7 protein-coding genes are annotated in these 19,966 nt (G+C 65.6%); 4 read left to right on the top strand and 3 right to left on the bottom strand.

Annotated elements, in window-relative coordinates; all coding sequences use genetic code 11:
* The first annotated feature begins 203 nt into the window (after positions 1-203).
* The gene (locus AO356_RS02895; protein WP_060738505.1) at positions 204-13,190 is read left to right on the top strand and encodes a non-ribosomal peptide synthetase; all 12,987 of its coding nucleotides are present in this window, start codon (positions 204-206) and stop codon (positions 13,188-13,190) included.
* 197 nt (positions 13,191-13,387) lie between these two features.
* Complete coding sequence (locus AO356_RS02890; protein ID WP_060738504.1) at positions 13,388-14,194, top strand: alpha/beta fold hydrolase; 807 nt, start codon at positions 13,388-13,390, stop codon at positions 14,192-14,194.
* A gap of 168 nt (positions 14,195-14,362) precedes the next feature.
* On the opposite strand, the gene dsbG is transcribed toward AO356_RS02890, so the two are convergent.
* The 3 genes from dsbG to dsbD are packed head-to-tail and all read right to left on the bottom strand — an operon-like array spanning position 14,363 to position 17,702.
* Positions 14,363-15,130 (bottom strand): thiol:disulfide interchange protein DsbG, encoded by a 768-nt coding sequence (gene dsbG, locus AO356_RS02885; RefSeq protein ID WP_060738503.1) that lies wholly within the window; start codon positions 15,128-15,130, stop codon positions 14,363-14,365.
* The gene (locus AO356_RS02880) at positions 15,106-15,975 is read right to left on the bottom strand and encodes a TlpA disulfide reductase family protein (protein ID WP_060738502.1); all 870 of its coding nucleotides are present in this window, start codon (positions 15,973-15,975) and stop codon (positions 15,106-15,108) included. The genes dsbG and AO356_RS02880 overlap by 25 nt, the downstream gene beginning before the upstream one ends.
* Entirely contained in the window at positions 15,975-17,702 is a 1,728-nt protein-coding gene (gene dsbD, locus AO356_RS02875; RefSeq protein ID WP_060738501.1) for a protein-disulfide reductase DsbD, read from the bottom strand. Before dsbD ends, AO356_RS02880 begins: the two co-directional genes overlap by 1 nt.
* A 175-nt stretch (positions 17,703-17,877) precedes the next feature.
* Here dsbD and AO356_RS02870 point away from each other — a divergent pair, with 175 nt between their 5' ends.
* Both AO356_RS02870 and AO356_RS02865 read left to right on the top strand, forming a co-directional pair.
* Positions 17,878-18,558, top strand: a complete 681-nt coding sequence (locus tag AO356_RS02870) for a response regulator (RefSeq protein ID WP_060738500.1) — start codon at positions 17,878-17,880, stop codon at positions 18,556-18,558.
* Positions 18,555-19,880: an ATP-binding protein gene (locus AO356_RS02865; protein WP_060738499.1), complete on the top strand. Its 1,326-nt coding sequence runs from the start codon at positions 18,555-18,557 to the stop codon at positions 19,878-19,880. The genes AO356_RS02870 and AO356_RS02865 overlap by 4 nt, the downstream gene beginning before the upstream one ends.
* The last annotated feature ends 86 nt before the right edge of the window (positions 19,881-19,966 follow it).

Genomic DNA, 19,966 nt, shown 5'->3' with positions numbered 1-19,966 from the left:
TTAATGATAATGATTGTCAATTGAGAAGAAGAATTATTGATGTAATAAAGTCCAGCCTCGGCGCCGCGACCCATTGCCGCGGTGCCTGGCCGCTGGCTGCCTGGCTGCATGCCGCGGTGAGTCGGCTGCCGGACTAATTATTTGCCGCGGCTATCCGTTCCATGGGGGACAACTTGCAAGCCGAATTCAGGCAGGAAACCCCCATGACCGACGCGTTCGAACTCCCCAGCACCCTGGCTCATGCCCTCCAGCGCCGCGCCGCGTTGACGCCGGACCGGGTGGCCCTGCGCTTCCTTGCCGACACCCCTGGGCAGGGTGTGGTGTTGAGTTATCGCGACCTGGACCTGCGCGCCCGGACCATCGCCGGCGCCTTGCAGGCCGAAGCGGCGTTGGGTGATCGCGCCGTGCTGTTGTTTCCCAGTGGCCCGGATTACGTCGCGGCGTTCTTTGGCTGCCTCTACGCCGGGGTGATCGCGGTGCCGGCCTATCCGCCGGAGTCCGCCCGTCGCCACCATCAGGAGCGCCTGCTGTCGATCATCGCCGACGCCGAACCGCGCCTGCTGCTCACCAGCAGCGATCTGCGCGAGCCGTTGCAAGCCATCGAGTCGGCGCCGCCGGTGTTGTGCGTCGATACCCTCGACCCGGCCCACGCCGGGCAATGGCGGATGCCGACGCTGCAGGACGATGACATTGCCTTCCTGCAATACACCTCCGGCTCCACCGCGCTGCCCAAGGGTGTGCAGGTCAGCCACGGCAACCTGGTGGCCAACGAACTGCTGATCCGCCATGGCTTCGGCATCGACCTGAACCCCGACGACGTCATCGTCAGCTGGCTGCCGCTGTACCACGACATGGGTCTGATCGGCGGTCTGTTGCAGCCGGTGTTCAGCGGCGTTCCCTGCGTATTGATGTCCCCGGCTTATTTCCTGGCCCGCCCCGTGCGTTGGCTCGAAGCGATCAGCGAGTACGGCGGCACCATCAGCGGCGGTCCGGATTTCGCCTATCGGTTGTGCAGCGAGCGGGTCAGTGATTCGGCCCTGGAACGTCTCGACCTGAGCGGCTGGCGCGTGGCTTATTCCGGCTCCGAGCCGATCCGCCTCGACACCCTGGAGCGTTTTGCCGAGAAATTCGCTCCGTGCGGCTTCACGCCGGACAATTTCATGGCCTCCTATGGCCTGGCCGAAGCGACTTTGTTCGTCGCCGGCACGCCGCGCCGCCACGGCATTCCTTCGTTGCGAGTGGATGACGCAGCCTTGGCGCAGAACCGGGCCGAGCCGGGGCAGGGCAGCGCGGTGATGAGTTGCGGTGTCAGCCAGCCCGGGCACGCGGTGCTGATCGTCGAGCCCACCACGTTGCAGCCGTTGGCCGACAATCAGGTCGGTGAAGTCTGGGCCGCCGGGCCGAGCATCGCCCTGGGTTACTGGCGCAACCCTGAAGCCAGCGCCAAAACCTTTGTCCAGCACGACGGCCAGACCTGGCTGCGCACCGGCGACCTGGGTTTCCGGCGCGGCGGCGAACTGTTCATCACCGGTCGCCTGAAAGACCTGCTGATCGTGCGCGGGCACAATCTCTATCCCCAGGACATCGAGCAAACCATCGAACGCGAAGTGGAGGTGGTGCGCAAGGGCCGGGTGGCGGCGTTCGCGGTCAACGACAACGGCGAGGAGGGCATCGGCATCGCTGCGGAAATCAGCCGCAGCGTGCAGAAAATCCTGCCGCCCGAAGCCTTGATCAACGCCATTCGCCAGGCCGTGGCCGAGGCCTGCCAGCAAGCCCCGAGCGTGGTGGTGCTGCTCAATCCCGGCGCGCTGCCCAAGACCTCCAGCGGCAAGTTGCAGCGCTCGGCCTGCCGCATCCGGTTAGCCGACGGCAGTTTGGACAGTTACGCTCAGTTCCCGTCAGCGGCAGCAGACGTGGCTGACGAACCCGCGCCGTCCTCCGCGTTGCAAACCCTCATCGGTCAGGTCTGGCGGGAGCAATTGCAGGTCGAGCAGGTCCGGGCCGACGATCATTTCTTCCTGCTGGGCGGCAACTCCATCGCCGCCACCCAGGTGATCGCACGCCTGAGCGAAACCCTCGGGCTGGCGCTCAACCTGCGCCTGCTGTTCGAAGCGCCGACCCTGGCGGCGTTCGCGGCGGCGGTGGCGAACCAGCAGCAGGACGGCGGCCAGGCCCAGGGCGCGATCAGCCCATTGCCGCGCCATGCGCCACTGCCGCAATCCCTGGCGCAGAACCGTTTGTGGATCACCTGGCAGCTCGACCCGGCGAGCCGTGCCTACAACATTCCCGGCGCCTTGCACCTGCGCGGCGAGCTGGACGAAGACGCGCTGCGGGCCAGTTTCCAGCAACTGATCGAGCGTCACGAGTCCTTGCGCACGCGGTTCCTGGAGCGGGATGGGGTGGCCTTGCAACAGGTCGATCCGGCCGGCGAATTCAAGCTGCAGGTGATCGATCTCAGTGACGAACCTGCCAACCGGCGCGAAGCCCGGGCGCGGCAGGTTCGAGAAGACGAAGCGGCCACGCTGTTCGATCTGGAGAAGGGACCGCTGCTGCGGGTCACCCTGTTGCGCCTCGACGAGGATGACCATCAACTGCTGGTGACGCTGCACCACATCATCGCCGACGGCTGGTCGATGAATGTACTGATCGAAGAGTTCTCCCGCGTGTACGCCGCCGCGTCCCAAGGCCAGGTTGCTGAACTGGCGTCATTGCCTTTGCAATACGCCGACTACGGCAGTTGGCAACGCCAGTGGCTCGCCCAGGGCGAGGCCGAGCGCCAACTGACCTACTGGAAGCAGCAACTGGGCGCTGAACAATCGCCCCTGGTGCTGGGCACGGATCATCCACGCAGCGCTCAACGCCAGCGCAGCGCCGCGCGGCACAGCCTGCGCCTGGACAAGGACCTCGGCGAGGCCCTGCGCCACGTGGCCCAGGCCCATGACGCGACGCCGTTCATGCTGTTGCTGGCGGCTTTCCAGGCGCTGTTGCAGCGTTACACCGGGCAATCCGACATCCGCGTCGGTGTGCCCAACGCCAACCGTCCGCGCCTGGAAACCCAGGGGCTGATCGGCTTCTTCATCAACACTCAGGTCCTGCGCGGGCAGGTCGATTCCCGTCAACCGTTTGCCGCGTTGCTGGCCCAGGCCCGGGAAGCCACGCTCGGGGCCCAGGCCCACCAGGACCTGCCATTCGAGCAACTGCTCGAAGCGTTTCCCGAGGCGCGCGAGCAAGGTCTGTTCCAGGTGATGTTCAACCACCAGCAGCGTGACCTGAGTGCCTTGCGCCGTCTGCCGGGGCTGCTGGCCGAGGAGTTGCCGTGGCACAGCCGCGAAGCCAAGTTCGACCTGCAATTGCACAGCGAAGAAGATCGCAACGGCCGGTTGACCCTGTCGTTCGACTACGCCGACGAACTGTTCGAGGCGGCGACCATCGAGCGGCTGGCAGCGCATTACTGCAACCTGTTGCGGGCGGTCTGTGCCGATCCGCAGCAAGCCATCGGCGATGTACCGTTATTGACCGCCGATGAACACAGCCAACAGCAGCAGTGGAGCGCGGCCCCGTGCGCGCCGGCCAGCCAATGGCTGCCGGAACTGTTGAACGAGCAGGCCCGCAGCACGCCGCAACGGATCGCCCTGCGCTGGGACGGTGGTCAACTCGATTATGCCGAGCTGCACGCCCAGGCCAACCGCCTGGCCCATTACCTGCGGGACAAGGGCGTTGGCCCGGACGTGTGCGTGGCGATTGCCGCCGAGCGTTCGCCACAGTTGCTTATCGGCGTGTTGGCCATCATCAAGGCCGGCGGTGCCTATGTGCCGCTGGATGCGGACTACCCGGCCGAACGCCTGGCCTACATGCTCGACGACAGCGGCGTCGACCTGCTGCTGACCCAGACCGCGTTGCTGGAGCGTTTGCCAGCCTGCGACGGCGTCACTGTCATCGCCATGGACGCCTTGCACCTGGAACAATGGCCGAGCAACCCGCCGGGCCTGCACCTGCACGGCGATCATCTGGCCTACGTGATCTACACCTCCGGCTCCACCGGCCAGCCCAAAGGCGTCGGCAACACCCACGCGGCCCTGGCCGAGCGCCTGCAATGGATGCAAGCGACCTATGGGCTGGATGCCACCGATGTGCTGATGCAAAAGGCCCCCATCAGTTTCGACGTGTCGGTCTGGGAGTGCTTCTGGCCGCTGATCACCGGCAGTCAACTGGTCCTGGCTGGCCCCGGTGAGCACCGTGACCCGCACCGCATCGCCCAGTTGGTGCAGCAGTTTGGCGTCACCACGCTGCACTTCGTACCGCCGCTGCTCAGCCTGTTTGTCGAAGAACCGCTGAGCGCCCGCTGCACCAGCCTGCGCCGGCTGTTCTGTGGCGGTGAGGCCTTGTCGGCCGAATTGCGCAACCGGGTGTTGGCGCAACTGCCGTCGGCGCAATTGCACAATCGCTACGGCCCGACCGAAACCGCGATCAACGTCACCCATTGGCATTGCACCGAAGCTGATGGTGAGCGCTCGCCCATCGGTCGCCCCCTGGGCAACGTGCTGTGCCGGGTGCTCGACAGCGACCTCAATCCCGTGCCGGCCGGTGTGCCGGGCGAGCTGTGCATTGGCGGCCTGGGCCTGGCCCGGGGTTACCTCGGGCGTCCGGGCCTGAGCGCCGAGCGTTTCGTCGCCGACCCAATGGGGCCGGCCGGTGCGCGGTTGTACCGCACCGGCGACCGGGCGCGTTGGGGCGCCGACGGCGTGATCGAATACCTCGGCCGCCTCGACCAGCAGGTCAAGCTGCGCGGCTTCCGGGTCGAACCGCAGGAAATCGAAGCGCGCCTGCTGGCCCAGGACGGCGTCGCCCAAGTGGCGGTGCTGGTGCGCGACACCTCGGCCGGCCCGCAGTTGATCGGTTATTACACCGCGCCGGAGGTCGCCCACGGCCAGGACGAATTGAACACCCGGCTCAAGGCCGCCCTGGCCGCCGAACTGCCGGACTACATGGTGCCCGCCCAACTGCTGCGCCTGGACGCCATGCCCTTGAGCCCGAGCGGCAAGCTCGATCGCCGCGCCTTGCCTGAACCGCAATGGCAGGTGCGCGAGCATGTCGAGCCGGTCAGCGCCCTCCAACAGCAAATCGCCGGCATCTGGCGCGACGTGCTGGGACTGGCGCGCATCGGCCTGCGGGACGATTTTTTTGCCCTCGGCGGTCATTCGCTGCTGGCGACCCAGATCATTTCCCGCACTCGCCAGGCCTGTGACGTGGAACTGCCGTTGCGAGCGCTGTTCGAGGCGAGTGAACTGGGGGCTTTCGCCGAGCAAGTGCGCTTGATCCAGGCCAGCGGCCAGACCAATCGCCAGCCGCCCATCGAGAAGGTCGACCGCAGCCAACCGGTGCCGCTGTCGTATTCCCAGCAGCGCATGTGGTTCCTCTGGCAGATGGAGCCGGACAGCCCGGCCTACAACGTCGGCGGCATGGCGCGGTTGCGCGGGGTGCTGGATGTCGGGCGCTTCGAGGCGGCCTTGCAGGCGTTGATCCTGCGCCACGAAACCCTGCGCACCACGTTCCCGAGCGTCGACGGCGTGGCCTGCCAACAGGTGCACGGCGAGACGGGCCTGCGCATGGACTGGAAGGACTTCTCGATGCTGGCCGCTGACATTCGTCAGCAGCGGGTGCAGCAACTGGCCGACAGCGAGGCGCACCAGCCCTTCGACCTGGAAACCGGACCGCTGCTGCGGGCCTGCCTGGTCAAGACCGCCGAGCATGAGCATTACTTTGTGCTGACGCTGCACCACATCGTCACCGAAGGCTGGGCGATGGACATTTTTGCCCGTGAACTGAGCGCGCTGTACGAAGCCTTTGTCGACGACCGTGAGTCCCCGCTGGAGCCGTTGCCGGTGCAGTACCTGGACTACAGCGTCTGGCAGCGCCAGTGGCTGGAATCCGGCGAGCGCCAACGGCAGTTGGACTACTGGACCGCGCAACTGGGCCGCGAGCATCCGCTGCTGGAGCTGCCCGGCGACCGCCCGCGTCCGTCGGTGCAAAGCCATCGCGGTGAACTGTTCCGTTTCGATCTCAGTGATGAGCTGGCTGCGCGGGTCCGCGCCTTCAACGCGCAACAGGGCCTGACCCTGTTCATGACCATGACCGCCGCCCTGGCCGTGCTGCTCTACCGTTACAGCGGCCAGACCGACCTGCGCATCGGCGCGCCGGTGGCCAACCGCATCCGCCCGGAAAGTGAAGGGCTGATCGGTGCGTTCCTCAATACCCAGGTGCTGCGTTGCCAGCTCGACGGGCAGATGTCGGTGGGCGAACTGTTCGAACAGGTGCGCCACACCGTCATCGAAGGCCAGTCCCATCAGGACTTGCCGTTCGATCATCTGGTGGAAGCCCTGCAACCACCGCGCAGTGCGGCCTACAACCCGTTGTTCCAGGTGATGTGCAACGTGCAGCGCTGGGAATTCCAGCAGAGCCGCACGCTGGCCGGCATGACCGTCGAATACCTGGTCAACGACGCCCGGGCCACCAAGTTCGACCTCAACCTGGAAGTCACCGACCTGGATCAGCGCCTGGGTTGCTGCCTGACCTACAGCACCGACCTGTTCGACGAACCGCGCATCGCGCGCATGGCCGGGCACTGGCGCAATCTGCTGCAAGCGCTGCTGGACGATCCGAGCCGACGGCTGAGCGAGTTGCCGTTGCTCGATGCCGGCGAGCAGCAACAACTGCTCGACAGCCTGGGCGTCGAGCCCGGTGAGCATCGCCTGGACCAATGCATCCACCCACTGTTCGCCGAACAGGCCCGGGCGCGTCCCGATGCACCGGCCCTGACCTTCGCCGGGCAGACCCTGACGTATGCGCAACTGGACAGCCGCGCCAATCGCCTGGCCTGGCGCCTGCGCGAGGCAGGCGTCGGGCCGCAAGTGCGGGTCGGCCTGGCCCTGGAGCGCTCGCTGGAAATGGTCATCGGCCTGCTGGCGATCCTCAAGGCCGGCGGCGCCTACGTGCCGCTGGACCCGGAATACCCGCTGGATCGCCTGCACTACATGATCGAAGACAGTGGCATCAGCCTGCTGCTCAGCGACCGGGCGATGCTCCAGGCCCTCGGTGCACTGCCCGAGGGTGTGGAGTGCTGGTGCCTGGAAGATGATTCGCCGGCCTTGGCGCAGTACCCGGATCACTCACTGCCGCTGATCAACCTGCCGCAACACCAGGCCTATCTGATCTATACCTCCGGTTCCACCGGCAAGCCCAAGGGCGTGGTGGTGTCCCACGGTGAAATCGCCATGCATTGCCAGGCGGTGATCCAGCGCTTTGGCATGCGCCCGGACGACTGCGAGCTGCATTTCTATTCCATCAACTTCGATGCGGCCACCGAACGCCTGTTGGTGCCGCTGCTCAGTGGTGCCCATGTGGTGTTGCGGGCCCAGGGCCAGTGGGACGCCGAGGAAATCTGCGGGCTGATTCGCCAGCACCGCATCAACATCCTGGGTTTCACCCCCAGCTACGGCAGCCAGTTGGCGCAGTGGTTGGCGACCCAGGGCCAGACCTTGCCGGTGCGCATGTGCATCACCGGCGGCGAAGCCCTGACGGGCGAGCACTTGCAGCGCATTCGCGCGGCGTTCAGCCCGAGCCTGTTCTTCAATGCCTATGGCCCGACCGAAACCGTGGTCATGCCCCTGGCGAGCCTGGCCCCCGAGCAATTGGAGGAGGGGGCGGCCAGTGTGCCGATTGGCAGCGTGATCGGTGCCCGGGTGGCGTACATCCTCGACGCGGACCTGGCGTTGGTGCCGCCAGGTGCCACGGGCGAGTTGTATGTGGGCGGCGCCGGTCTGGCCCAGGGGTATCACCAGCGTCCGGGGATGACCGCCGAGCGCTTCGTCGCCGACCCGTTCGCCACCGACGGTGGACGCCTCTATCGCACCGGCGACCTGGTGCGCCAGCGTGCCGACGGGTTGGTGGAGTACCTGGGACGGATCGACCATCAGGTGAAAATCCGTGGTTTCCGCATCGAACTGGGGGAAATCGAAACCCGCCTGCTGGAACATGAGGCGGTGCGCGAGGCCGTGGTCCTGGCCCTCGACACGCCCGGCGGCAAGCAACTGGCCGGCTACCTGGTGAGCGACATCGCCAGCCAGGATGACGAGCGACAAGCGGCCCTGCGCGACGCCTTGAAAAACCACCTCAAGGCGCAGTTGCCGGACTACATGGTGCCCACGCACCTGATCCTGCTGGCGAGCATGCCGCTGACCGCCAACGGCAAGCTCGACCGCCGCGCCTTGCCGCTGCCCGATCCTGAACTCAATCGCCAACTTTACGTGGCGCCGAGCAATGCCCTGGAACAGACCTTGGCGGCGATCTGGTGCGACGTGCTGAACGTGGCGCAGGTGGGCCTCAACGATAATTTCTTCGAGCTGGGCGGTGATTCGATCCTGTCCATCCAGGTGGTCAGCCGTGCCCGGCAACAGGGCATTCATTTCACGCCCCGGGACTTGTTCCAGCACCAGACCGTACAGACCCTGGCCGCCGTCGCCACGCGCAGCCAGCAAGTGCATGCCGAGCAGGGCCTGTTGCAGGGCGAGTCCGGGTTGACGCCGATCCAGCACTGGTTTTTCGAGCGCCCGATCCCCAACCGCCATCACTGGAACCAGGCATTGCTGCTGGAACCGACCACGGCCCTGGACCCGCAACGGCTGGAGCAGGCGCTGCGTAGCGTCTTCCAGCACCACGATGCCTTGCGCCTGGGCTTTGACGAAAGCGCCGGACATTGGCGTGCCGAGCACCAGTCGCTGACTGACGCTGTGCTGCTGCAGCAGGTCAGCGTGGACACTGCCCAGGCATGCGAAGCGTTGTTTGCCGAGGCGCAGAGCCGTTTCAATCTAGCCACCGGGCCGTTGCTGTGTGCCGTGCTGGCGCAGTTGCCGGATGGTCGGCAACGGTTGTTGATCGTCATTCATCACCTGGTGGTGGACGGTGTGTCGTGGCGAGTGCTGATGGACGATCTGCAAACCGTCTATCGCCAACTCGTCGCCGGGCAGGCGGCGCAACTGCCGGCCAAGACCAGCCCGTTGCGCGACTGGGCCGCGCGTTTGCAGGCCTACGCCGGCAGCGAGTCCCTGCGCGAGGAGCTGGGTTGGTGGCAAGCGCAATTGAGCGGTGCGCAAGTGCAACTGCCGTGCGCGAATCCTGACGGCGGGCTGCAGGAGCGTCACGGGCAAACCGTCAGCGTGCGCCTGGACGCCGAGCGTACCCGGCAACTGCTGCAGCAGGCGCCAAGCGCTTACCGCACCCAGGTCAATGACCTGCTGCTCACGGCGTTGGCCCGGGTGCTGTGCCGTTGGAGCGGCCATGATTCGGCCTTGGTCCAGCTCGAAGGCCACGGCCGCGAAGCGCTGTTCGACGACCTCGACCTGACCCGCACCGTCGGCTGGTTCACCAGCGTCTATCCCGTGCGCCTGAGTCCTGCGGTTGAAGATTTCAGCGTCTCGATCAAGGCCATCAAGGAGCAACTGCGCGCGGTGCCCCACAAGGGCCTCGGTTATGGTGTGCTGCGTTACCTGGCGGACGCGCCGACACGCGAGGCGATGGCCGGCCTGCCACACGCGGCGATCACCTTCAACTACCTGGGCCAGCTTGACCAGACCCTGGGCCAGGAGGCGCTGTTCCAGCCGCTGGATGCGCCCCTGGGTGCCATCCACGATCCCGATGCGCCGCTACCCAACGCGTTGAGCGTCGACAGCCAGGTCAGCGGCGGCGAACTGGTGCTGCGCTGGACCTTCAGTGCCCAACGCCATGAGCGCGAGACCATCGCGGCCCTGGCCGAGGCTTACCTCGATGAGTTGCAACGCCTCATCGAACACTGCCTGACGGACGAGGCGGGCGGGCTGACGCCATCGGACTTCCCCCTGGCGAAGTTGACCCAGGGCCAGCTGGACAGCCTGCCGGTGCCGGCCGCGCAGATCGAAGACGTCTACCCGTTGACGCCCATGCAGGAAGGCATGCTGTTGCATACCCTGCTGGAGCCGGGCACCGGCCTGTACTACATGCAGGATCGCTACCGCATCGACAGCGCACTGGACCCGCAGCGTTTTGCCCAGGCCTGGCAGGCGGTCATCGCCCGTCACGAAGCCTTGCGCGCATCGTTCTGCTGGAACGTCGGCGAAGACATGCTGCAAATCATCCACAAGCCAGGCCGCACGCCGGTGGATTACCTCGACTGGTCCGAGGTTCCTGAAGACGCCCAGGAAGCCAAGCTCCAGGCCCTGCTCAAGGATGAACGCGAGGCCGGTTTCGATCTGTTGAACCAGGCGCCATTCCACCTGCGGCTGATTCGGGTCGGCGCGGCGCGCTACTGGTTCATGATGAGCAACCACCACATCCTCATCGATGCCTGGTGCCGTTCGCTGCTGATGGATGACTTTTTCGAGATCTACACCGCCCTGGGCGAGCAGCGCGAGCCGCAGTTGGCCGTGCCGCCGCGCTATCGCGACTACATCGGCTGGCTGCAACACCAGAGCCTGGACGCAGCCCGGCAGTGGTGGAAGCACAACCTGCAAGGCTTCGAGCGGACCACGCCGATCCCTGGCGACCGGCCGTTCCTGCGCGAGCACGCCGGTGACAGCGGCGGCATGATCGTCGGCGACTGCTACACCCGTCTCGATGCCCGGGACGGCGCACGGCTGCGGGAACTGGCCCAGGCCCATCAACTGACGGTCAACACCTTCGCCCAGGCGGCGTGGGCCCTGGTCCTGCGCCGGGTCAGCGGCGACCGCGACGTGCTGTTCGGCGTCACTGTGGCCGGGCGCCCGGTGGAACTGCCGCAGATGCAACGCACCGTCGGGCTGTTCATCAACAGTATCGCGTTGCGCGTGCAGATGCCCGAGGACCATCAGCGCTGCAGCGTACGGCAGTGGCTCAGCGATTTGCTGGACAGCAACATGCAACTGCGCGAGTACGAATACCTGCCGCTGGTGAGCATCCAGGAAGTCAGCGAACTGCCCAAGGGCCAACCGTTGTTCGACAGCCTGTTCGTGTTCGAGAACGCGCCGGTGGAAGTCTCGGTGCTGGACCGTGCCCAAAGCCTCAATGCCACCTCCGACTCGGGCCGCACCCACACCAACTTCCCGCTGACGGCGGTCTGCTACCCCGGGGATGACCTGGGGCTGCACCTTTCCTACGACCAGCGTTACTTCGATGAAGTCACCGTCCAGGGTTTGCTGAGTGAGTTCAAGCGGCTGCTGCTGGCGCTGATGGAGGGCTTGCACGGTGACATGAGCGAGTTGCCGCTGATCGGTGCCCAAGAGCAGGACTTCCTGATCGAAGGCTGCAACCAGAGCGAGCATGGCTATCCGCTGGAGCAGAGCTATGTCGAGCTGTTCGAGGCGCGGGTCGCGGTTCATCCGCAACGTCTTGCGGTCAGTTGCCTGGACACGACCTACAGCTACGCCGAGTTGAATGCGCGCAGCAACCGCCTCGGCCACGCGCTGATCGCGGCCGGGGTCGGTCTGGATCAGCCGGTGGCGTTGCTGGCTGAACGGGATGCGCAACTGCTGGGCATGATCATCGGCAGCTTCAAGGCCGGTGCCGGCTACTTGCCGCTGGATCCCGGCCTGCCGAGCCAGCGCCTGAGCCGCATCATCGAATTGAGCCGCACGCCTTTGCTGGTCTGCACCCAGGCCTGCCAGGCCCAGGCCCAGGCGTTGCTGGACGAGTTCGCCTGTTCCGGACGGCCGAAGTTGCTGGTGTGGGAAACCGTCCAGGCCAGCGACTTTTCGTCGCAAAACCCTGGCGTCTACAGCGGGCCGGACAACCTCGCCTACGTGATCTACACCTCCGGCTCCACTGGCCTGCCCAAAGGCGTGATGGTGGAACAGCGGGGCATGCTCAACAACCAGCTGAGCAAAGTGCCGTACCTGGCGCTGAGCGAGGCGGATGTCATCGCCCAGACGGCGTCCCAAAGCTTCGATATTTCGGTCTGGCAGTTCCTGGCCGCGCCGTTGTTCGGCGCCCGGGCCGACATCGTGCCCAACGCCATCGCCCACGACCCGCAAGGGCTGCTGGAGCATGTGCAGCAACAGCGCATCACCGTGCTGGAAAGCGTGCCGTCGCTGATCCAGGGCATGCTCGCCCAGGAGCGCATCGGTCTGGACGGCCTGCGCTGGATGCTGCCCACCGGTGAAGCGATGCCGCCGGAGCTGGCCCACCAGTGGTTGTTGCGTTACCCGGACATTGGTCTGGTGAATGCCTACGGGCCGGCGGAATGCTCCGATGACGTGGCGTTCTTCCGCGTCGACCAGGCGTCGACCCGTGGCACTTACCTGCCGATTGGTACGCCCACCGACAACAACCGTTTGTACCTGCTCGACGGCGCGCTGGACCTGGTGCCGCTGGGTGCGGTGGGTGAGTTGTGCGTGGCGGGCACCGGGGTCGGGCGCGGTTATGTCAGCGATCCGTTGCGCACCGCCCCGGTCTTTGTGCCGAACCCGTTCGGGGCACCGGGAGAGCGGCTGTACCGCACCGGCGACCTGGCGCGGCGGCGCAGCGACGGGGTCTTGGAATACGTCGGGCGCATCGACCATCAGGTGAAGATTCGTGGCTACCGCATCGAGCTGGGGGAAATCGAAGCGCGCTTGCATGAGCAGCCGGAAGTGCGCGATGGGGCGGTGGGCGTGCAGGAGGGCGCCAATGGCAAGCATCTGGTGGGCTACCTCGTGGCCACCGACTCGGCACTCAAACCCGCCGAACGCCTGGAGCGCATCAAGCAGCGCCTGCGGGCCGAACTGCCGGAATACATGGTGCCGCTGCACTGGCTGTGGCTCGATCGCCTGCCCCTCAACGCCAATGGCAAGCTCGACCGCAAGGCCTTGCCGGCCCTGGAGATCGGCCAGTTGCAAAGCCAGGACTATCAGGCACCCGGTAATGAACTGGAGCAGACCCTGGCAGACATCTGGGCCCAGGTGCTGAAAGTCGAGCGGGTAGGGGTACGGGACAACTTCTTCGAGTTGGGCGGTCATTCCCTGCTGGCGACGCAAATCGCCTCACGGGTGCAAAAGGCCCTGCAACGCAACGTGCCGCTGCGGGCGATGTTCGAGTGCAGCACGGTGCTGGAACTGGCCGACTACATCGATGGGCTGGCGGCCAGCGAAATCACTGAGGAGAAGGTGGACCGGTTGAATGATTTGATGGCGGAATTGGAAGGGTTGTAGTTTTGCGGCGTCTATGAAGGCCTCTTCGCGAGCAAGCTCGCTCCCACAGGGTTTTGTGAACGACGCAAATCCCATGTGGGAGCGAGCTTGCTCGCGATGGCGTCAGTCCTGACACAGCAAAGCCCAAGGTTGACGCCTCGCCCCGCACGGCTCAGTCTTCCCAAGCTTTTTTCCAGACTCAAACAAGGAGGCCACCCATGCCCTTTGCAACGATCGACGGACAACCGCTTCACTACCTGGACCAAGGCCAGGGCCCGGTGGTGCTGCTGGGCAGCAGCTACCTGTGGGACCACAGCATGTGGGCGCCGCAGATCGAGGTGTTGTCGCGGGATTATCGGGTCATCGCCCTGGACTTATGGGGCCACGGCCAGTCCGGGCAATTGCCTGAGGGCATGACCTCCCTGGACGACCTGGCCCGCCAGGCACTGACATTGATGGATCACCTGGGCATCGACCGCTTCAACCTGGTCGGGCTTTCGGTGGGCGGGATGTGGGGGGCGCGGCTGGCGTTGGCGGCGCCTGAGCGTGTGCAGACGCTGGTATTGATGGACACCTACGTCGGCGTCGAGCCTGAGCCGACCCGCCAGTACTATTTCTCGCTGTTCGACAGGATCGAAGCCAGTGGCAGCATTCCCGAGCCATTGCTGGACATCGTCGTGCCGATCTTCTTCCGACCGGGTATCGATCCGCAGTCGGCGCTCTACCAGCAGTTTCGCGCCACATTGGCCGCGCTGCCGACCGATCGCCTGCGCGCCAGCATCGTGCCGCTGGGGCGGATCATTTTCGGTCGGGACGACATCCTGCCGCGCCTGCATGCACTGGATGCCAAGGGCACAGTGATTATGTGCGGCGACCAGGACAAACCGCGTCCGCCGTCCGAGGCCAAGGAAATGGCCGAACTGATCGGTTGCCCTTGTCTGCTGATACCGGACGCGGGACACATTTCCAATCTTGAGAACCCGGAGTTCGTGACCGAGGCGTTGCTGAAGGTCTTGCGCAGCTGATCCACCGCATCGCGAGCAGGCTCGCTCCCACTGGGATTTTGTGACCGATGCAAACCCACTGTGGGAGCGAGCTTGCTCGCGATTGCTGTGTGTCTGTCACATCAATGCTGACTGATCTGCCGTCATCGCGAGCAAGCTCGCTCCCACAGGGGTTGCAGTGGTTGTCGGTCACTTCGGCCCGAGAATCTTCACCAGCTTGTCCGGTGACGGCGCGCCTTGCTGCTGTTGCAGGTCGCCTTTGTCATCCAGATAGAAAATCGCCGGGGTGGCGGACAGTTCCAGTTCGTCCATCAACTGCTGGTTGGCGTCCAGTTTGGCCTGGATGGCGGGCGGTATGTCCTTGAGCGGCTTGAGCGTGCTGCCCTTGCCGGCCTTTTCATGCTCGGCCAGGGTTTTTTCCGGGTCCTTGGCGGCCAGCAAGGCGGCGGATTTACCCGGGCTGTCTTCGCGGATGATGCCCACCATGATGTGGCGCAACTGCACCTTGCCGGCCTTGACCCAAGGCCGGGCCTGTTCCCAGAACATGTTGCAGTACGGGCAGTTCGGGTCGCTGAACAGGTACACCGTGCGCGGTGCGTCCTTGTTGCCGTCGGCGATCCAGTTGCTCGCTTCCATCTTCGCCCAGATAGCCTTGGCCATCGGTGCATAGACCAGTTTTTGCAGCGGCTCGGCGCTCAGGTCCTTGCCCTCGGCGTCGTACAGGTTGCCCAGCAGGACGTGCTGCCCATCCGGGGTCAGGTACAGCGCCATGCCGCGGTTCTGGTACTGCGCCGCGTAACCGCGCAACCCGTCCGGGGCCTCGAAAGTACCGACGATTTTCGCGCCCTTGGCTTCGATCTTCTTGATGGCCGCAGGCAATTCTTCGGCCTGCAGCAGCGGGGCCTGCGACAGTGCGGCGGCGACGGCCAGGGTCAGCAGGTGGCGGAGGCGGGGCATGGCGGTTTCCTTGTGGCGGAGTGGGGCGTCGTGGACGAATCCGGCGTTTCGAAGTTTTCCAGGGCGCGGGCCAGGCTCGCTTCCGACAATTCACCCAGGTGGCTGCCCAGCAGGCGACCGTCGGCGCTGTAGAACAGGGTGGTCGGCAGGGCCATGGAACCCACTGCCTGGCCGAGGCGGCCGCTGCCATCGAACAATACGTTGGTCAGGCTCAGGCCCTGGGTGGCCAGGTAGGTGCTGACGCTTTGCATGCTTTCGGCCTGGTTGACGAACAGGAAGGTCAGGTCCGGACGCTGTTGCTGGGCTTCTTCGAGCACCGGCATTTCACGTCGGCAGGGCGGGCACCAGGTGGCCCAGAGGTTGATCACCAGGGGCCCGCCCTGGTAGTCGGTGAGTTTCACGGTCTGGCCGTCGGCGGTGCGCAGGGTGATGTCCGGCAACCGGGTGCCCTGTTCATAAATCGTCAACGACAGGCTCGCCACCAGCCAGAACAGCAAGCCGCTGCCGACGCCGAAGCCCAGCGGACGGCGCAGGGCCGGGCGGTGCCGGGCCCACAACAAGGCGCCTATCAGCAGCGCCACGATCCCCGGCCAGGCGAGGAAACCGCCGTCCCGCAGGTCGACGATCTGCCACGGGTCGTCCCGGTAGTGTTGCCAATAGGCGACGACGAAGCCGATCCGTGCGGCCAAAAGCCCCAGTAGAAACAACACGAACAGCACCGACTCAGGGTTCTCGCCACCGCGCCTGGCCACCCGCCAGCCGACGAAGGTCGCCAGGGCCAATGCGCTGATCAGCAACAGATGGTTAAGGGCGATGGCGAAGGTGCCCAGGGTGAACGTCAGCATCAGCGCGCGTCCCGGGTGAGGTTCCAGCGCTCCAGGAACGCCTTGGCGTCGACTTCTCCGGTGATCCGCTGGTTGCGGCGCTCTTCACCGTCGGCGCCGATCCACAGCAGGCTCGGCGGCCCCGGTACCTGGTAACGGCTCAGCAACGCGCGGCTGGCGGGACTGTCGGCGGTGACGTCGAGGCGCAGCAGGCGCACGCCTTGCAGGGCGTCCAGCACCTCGGCGCGGCCGAATACCTGTTTTTCCATGATCTTGCAGGACACGCACCAGTCGGCGTAATAGTCCAGCAGCACCCACTGGCCCTGGCCCTTGGCGGCGTCCAGTTCCCGTTGCAGGGCGGCGGGCTCGCTGACGGTGACGAATGTGTCGTGGGCTTTGACGGTCACGCTGCCCTCGCTGCCGGCGTAGACCTTCAGGGGTTGGAATAGATCATCGCCACCGCCCGCCGCGCCAATCACCAGCAGGCTGCCCCACAGGCCGAACAGCAACGAAGCGCTGCCGCAGAGGTAGGCCATGCGGCCGAAGCCTTCGGTCTGGCGCCAGGCGCTGTAGGCGGCGATCAACAGCAACACGCCCCACAGTCCGATCCACAGCGAGCTGTCGATGATCGGGCGAATCATCAGCAGTGCGGTGCCCAGGAACAGGAAGCCGAACACGCCCTTGAGCAGGTTCATCCAGGCGCCGGGCTTGGGCAGGAAGCGGTTGCCCACGGTCACCAGGAGCAACAGTGGCAGGCCCATGCCGATGCCCATGGTGAACAGGATCAACCCGCCGTGCAGTGCATTGCCGCTCTGGGCGATATATAGCAGGGCGCCGGCCAGCGGGGCGGTCATGCACGGGCCCACCAACAGGCCGGACAGGGCGCCGAGCACGCCGGCGCCCACCAGGCTGCCACCGCGTCGCTGGCGTCCGGCGTTTTCCAGGCGGTCACGCAGCGCCGCCGGTAATTGCAATTCGAAGAAGCCGAACATCGGCAGCGCCAGCAACACGAATACGGCCGCGAAGCTGCCCAGCAGCCACGGTTGTTGCAGCAGTGCCTGGAGGTTGGCCCCCAGCAGAGCGGCGAGCACGCCCATGGCCGCATACACCAGGGCCATGCTGATCACGTAGCTGCCGGCCAAGGCCAGGCCGCGTCTCGGCCCGGCGCCGCTGCCCACCACCAGCCCGGCCAGGATCGGCAGCATCGGCAGCGAACAAGGGGTGAACGCCAGCAGCAGGCCCAGGCCGAAGAACACCAGCAGGCTCCAGCCCAAGGCCCGTTGTTGCAGGCCGCTGGCCAGGGCCTGGTCCGGCGCCTCGCCGGTGGCGGCCGCCGGTGCGCTGCCGCCCAGGTCAATCACCTGGGTCTGGGGCGGATAGCACAGGCCGGCGTCGGCACAGCCCTGGAAACCCACCTTGATCTTGCCCGTGGCACCGGCGGGGATCTTCAGTTCCAGCGCCTGGCGATAGACTTGCTGGTCGCCGAAAAACTCGTCGCTGTGGGCCTCGCCCTCCGGCAACTTGGGTTTCTGCGCCTCGGCCAGGCCCTCGAACTTGAGCCGCTGCTTATACAGGTAGTACCCATCGGTAATCTGCCAGAACAGCTGCGTTTCACCGGAGTCCAGGCGTTCGGAGGTCAACACGAACGCCTTTTCCACCGGCAGGAAATCGGGTTTGGTTTCGAAGGGATTGGCGGCCTGGGCCAGGCCCGAGATCAGAAACAGCCACAGCAAAAACAATCGACGCATGGATAAAGCCTTAGAACGAAGCGAGTGGAAAACACAATGGCGACTGGCGATTAACCGTCGATTAACCCGGCGGCGACCGGCAGGCCGTAATGATCGCCCATGTTTGCCGTACTCGTCGCATAATGTCGGCTTAATCGGCCGGCGGCCTAATGTACCTTTTTCCACGGGGCTTACCATGCGCGTACTGGTCTGCGAAGACGATGAGTTGATTGCCAGCGGGATCGTTGCCGGCCTCACGGCGCAGGGCCTGACGGTCGAGCACGTGGCCACCGCATCGGCGGCGCGGGCGATGGTCGGCGTGGCGGAGTTCGATGTCATGGTGCTGGACCTGGGATTGCCCGATGAGGACGGTCTCAAGCTGCTGCGGCAACTGCGCCAGCAGGGGCTGGAGACGCCGGTGCTGATCCTCACCGCCCGTGACTCGGTGACCGACCGGGTCGACGGCTTGCAGGCCGGGGCCGATGACTATCTGCTCAAACCCTTCGACCTGCGCGAGCTTGCGGCGCGCCTGCACACGTTGCTGCGGCGCGTGGCGGGGCGCAGCGTCAACCTGATCGAGCACGGTCGCCTGACCTACGACCCCAGCAGCCGGGAAACCACCCTGGACGGCCAGCCGGTGGATCTGTCCCGGCGCGAACAATCGCTGTTGCAGGCGCTCTTGCACAGTCGCGGCCGGGTGCTGTCCACCGAGCAACTCAAGGACAGCGTCTACGGGTTCAACGACGAGCTGGAAAGTAATGCCCTCAACGTCCATATCCATCACCTGCGGCGCAAGCTGGGGAATGGCATTGTCGAGACCGTGCGCGGCCTGGGCTATCGCCTGGGTCCGGCCGACGGCGCAGAGTCCTCCAAGTGATGAGCCTGCGACTGCGCCTGAGCCTGACCCTCGGCGCCGCCTTCGCCCTGATCTGGGCCCTGGCCGCGGCGTGGATGCTCAGCGACCTGCGCAACCAGATGATGTTCTCCCTCGACCAGCGCCTGGTGGCATCGGCGCGGATGGTTGCCGGGTTGCTGGAGCAGATGCCGCCGTTGCCCAGCAAGGGCGACGGCACGCACTTGAGCTCCGAGCAACTGAGCATTCCCGGCGGCATGGCCTGTCAGGTCAGTTCCTTGCGCGGCGAGATTCTGGCCCGCAGCCACGGGACCCCGGAACAGGCCCTGGAAGCCGAGAAAATGGGCTTCCACGACCAGATGATCGACGGTGCGCCCTGGCGCAGCTTCACCCTGGCCCGAGGCGACTTGCGCATCACCACCGCCGACCGCCAGATCGAGCGCGAAGCCCTGAACATGTCGATACTGCTGGCTGCCTCGGTGCCGGTGGGCGTGGCGTTGCTCGGTTGCCTGTGCCTGTTGTGGCTGGGCATCGGCCAGGGCCTGGCGCCGCTCAATCGCATGCGCGATGCGCTGATGCGGCGCAATGCCGATTCCCTGGAGCCTTTGCAGATCCATCCGCTGCCCAGCGAGTTGCGACCGTTGCTGGAGACCCAGAACCAGCTGTTCCAGCGTATCGGCAAGACCATCGAGCGTGAGCGACGGTTGACCGGCGACGCTGCCCACGAGCTGCGCAGCCCGTTGACCGCCATCAAGACGCACCTGCAAGTGGCGCGCATGACCGAGGGCGCCGCCCGCGACCAATCCCTGGCCCGGGCCGAGGAGGGCGCCGACCGCATGCATCGCACACTCGAACAGTTGCTGCTGCTGGCTCGGGTCGAAGGCAGCCTGTCGTTCGACGATGGCGTGCACTGCAACGCCGAGCAGGTTGCGCGACTGGCGATCCAGGACGCGGCCAGCAGTGAGTCCCGGCGAATCAAATTGCACTTGGCCCCAGGGCTGTCCGACGCGCCGGTGCAAATGCCGGCGGTGCTCTCCATCGCCGCCTTGCGCAACCTGCTGGACAACGCCCTGCGCCATACTCCGGACGATACCGATGTGGAACTGAGCCTGGAAATGATCGGCCAGCGCGTGCGTTTCCAGGTCCGCGACCATGGCCCCGGCATCGCCGCCGACGACATCCAGCACTTGACCCAACGCTTCTGGCGCAACGGCCAGAGCACCGGCTGCGGGCTGGGGCTGGCGATCGTCCAGGCCATCGTCCAGCGTTGCGGTTGCGGCCTGCATTTCGACAGCCGCCCGGATGGATTGCGGGTCGAATTGACGATGCCGGTGCAGCATCCCTGATCAAACGAGGGGTTCCGTGGCGAGGGAGCTTGCTCCCGCTGGGTCTGTAGGAGCTGGCGAAGCCTGCGATCTTTTGATCTTGAACT

It is taken from the genome of Pseudomonas fluorescens (assembly GCF_001307275.1).
GTDB classification, from domain to species: Bacteria; Pseudomonadota; Gammaproteobacteria; order Pseudomonadales; family Pseudomonadaceae; genus Aquipseudomonas; species Aquipseudomonas fluorescens_AA.
The sequence above is the reverse complement of the archived record's forward strand: the minus strand, read 5'-3'. Positions and strand labels throughout refer to the sequence as shown.

Excerpts from the sequence above, each read along its gene's own strand:
- AO356_RS02895 (WP_060738505.1), top strand. The coding sequence starts at position 204 with ATGACCGACGCGTTCGAACTCCCCAGCACCCTGGCTCATGCCCTCCAG.
- AO356_RS02890 (WP_060738504.1), top strand. The coding sequence starts at position 13,388 with ATGCCCTTTGCAACGATCGACGGACAACCGCTTCACTACCTGGACCAA.
- dsbG (WP_060738503.1), bottom strand. The coding sequence starts at position 15,130 with ATGCCCCGCCTCCGCCACCTGCTGACCCTGGCCGTCGCCGCCGCACTG.
- AO356_RS02880 (WP_060738502.1), bottom strand. The coding sequence starts at position 15,975 with ATGCTGACGTTCACCCTGGGCACCTTCGCCATCGCCCTTAACCATCTG.
- dsbD (WP_060738501.1), bottom strand. The coding sequence starts at position 17,702 with ATGCGTCGATTGTTTTTGCTGTGGCTGTTTCTGATCTCGGGCCTGGCC.
- AO356_RS02870 (WP_060738500.1), top strand. The coding sequence starts at position 17,878 with ATGCGCGTACTGGTCTGCGAAGACGATGAGTTGATTGCCAGCGGGATC.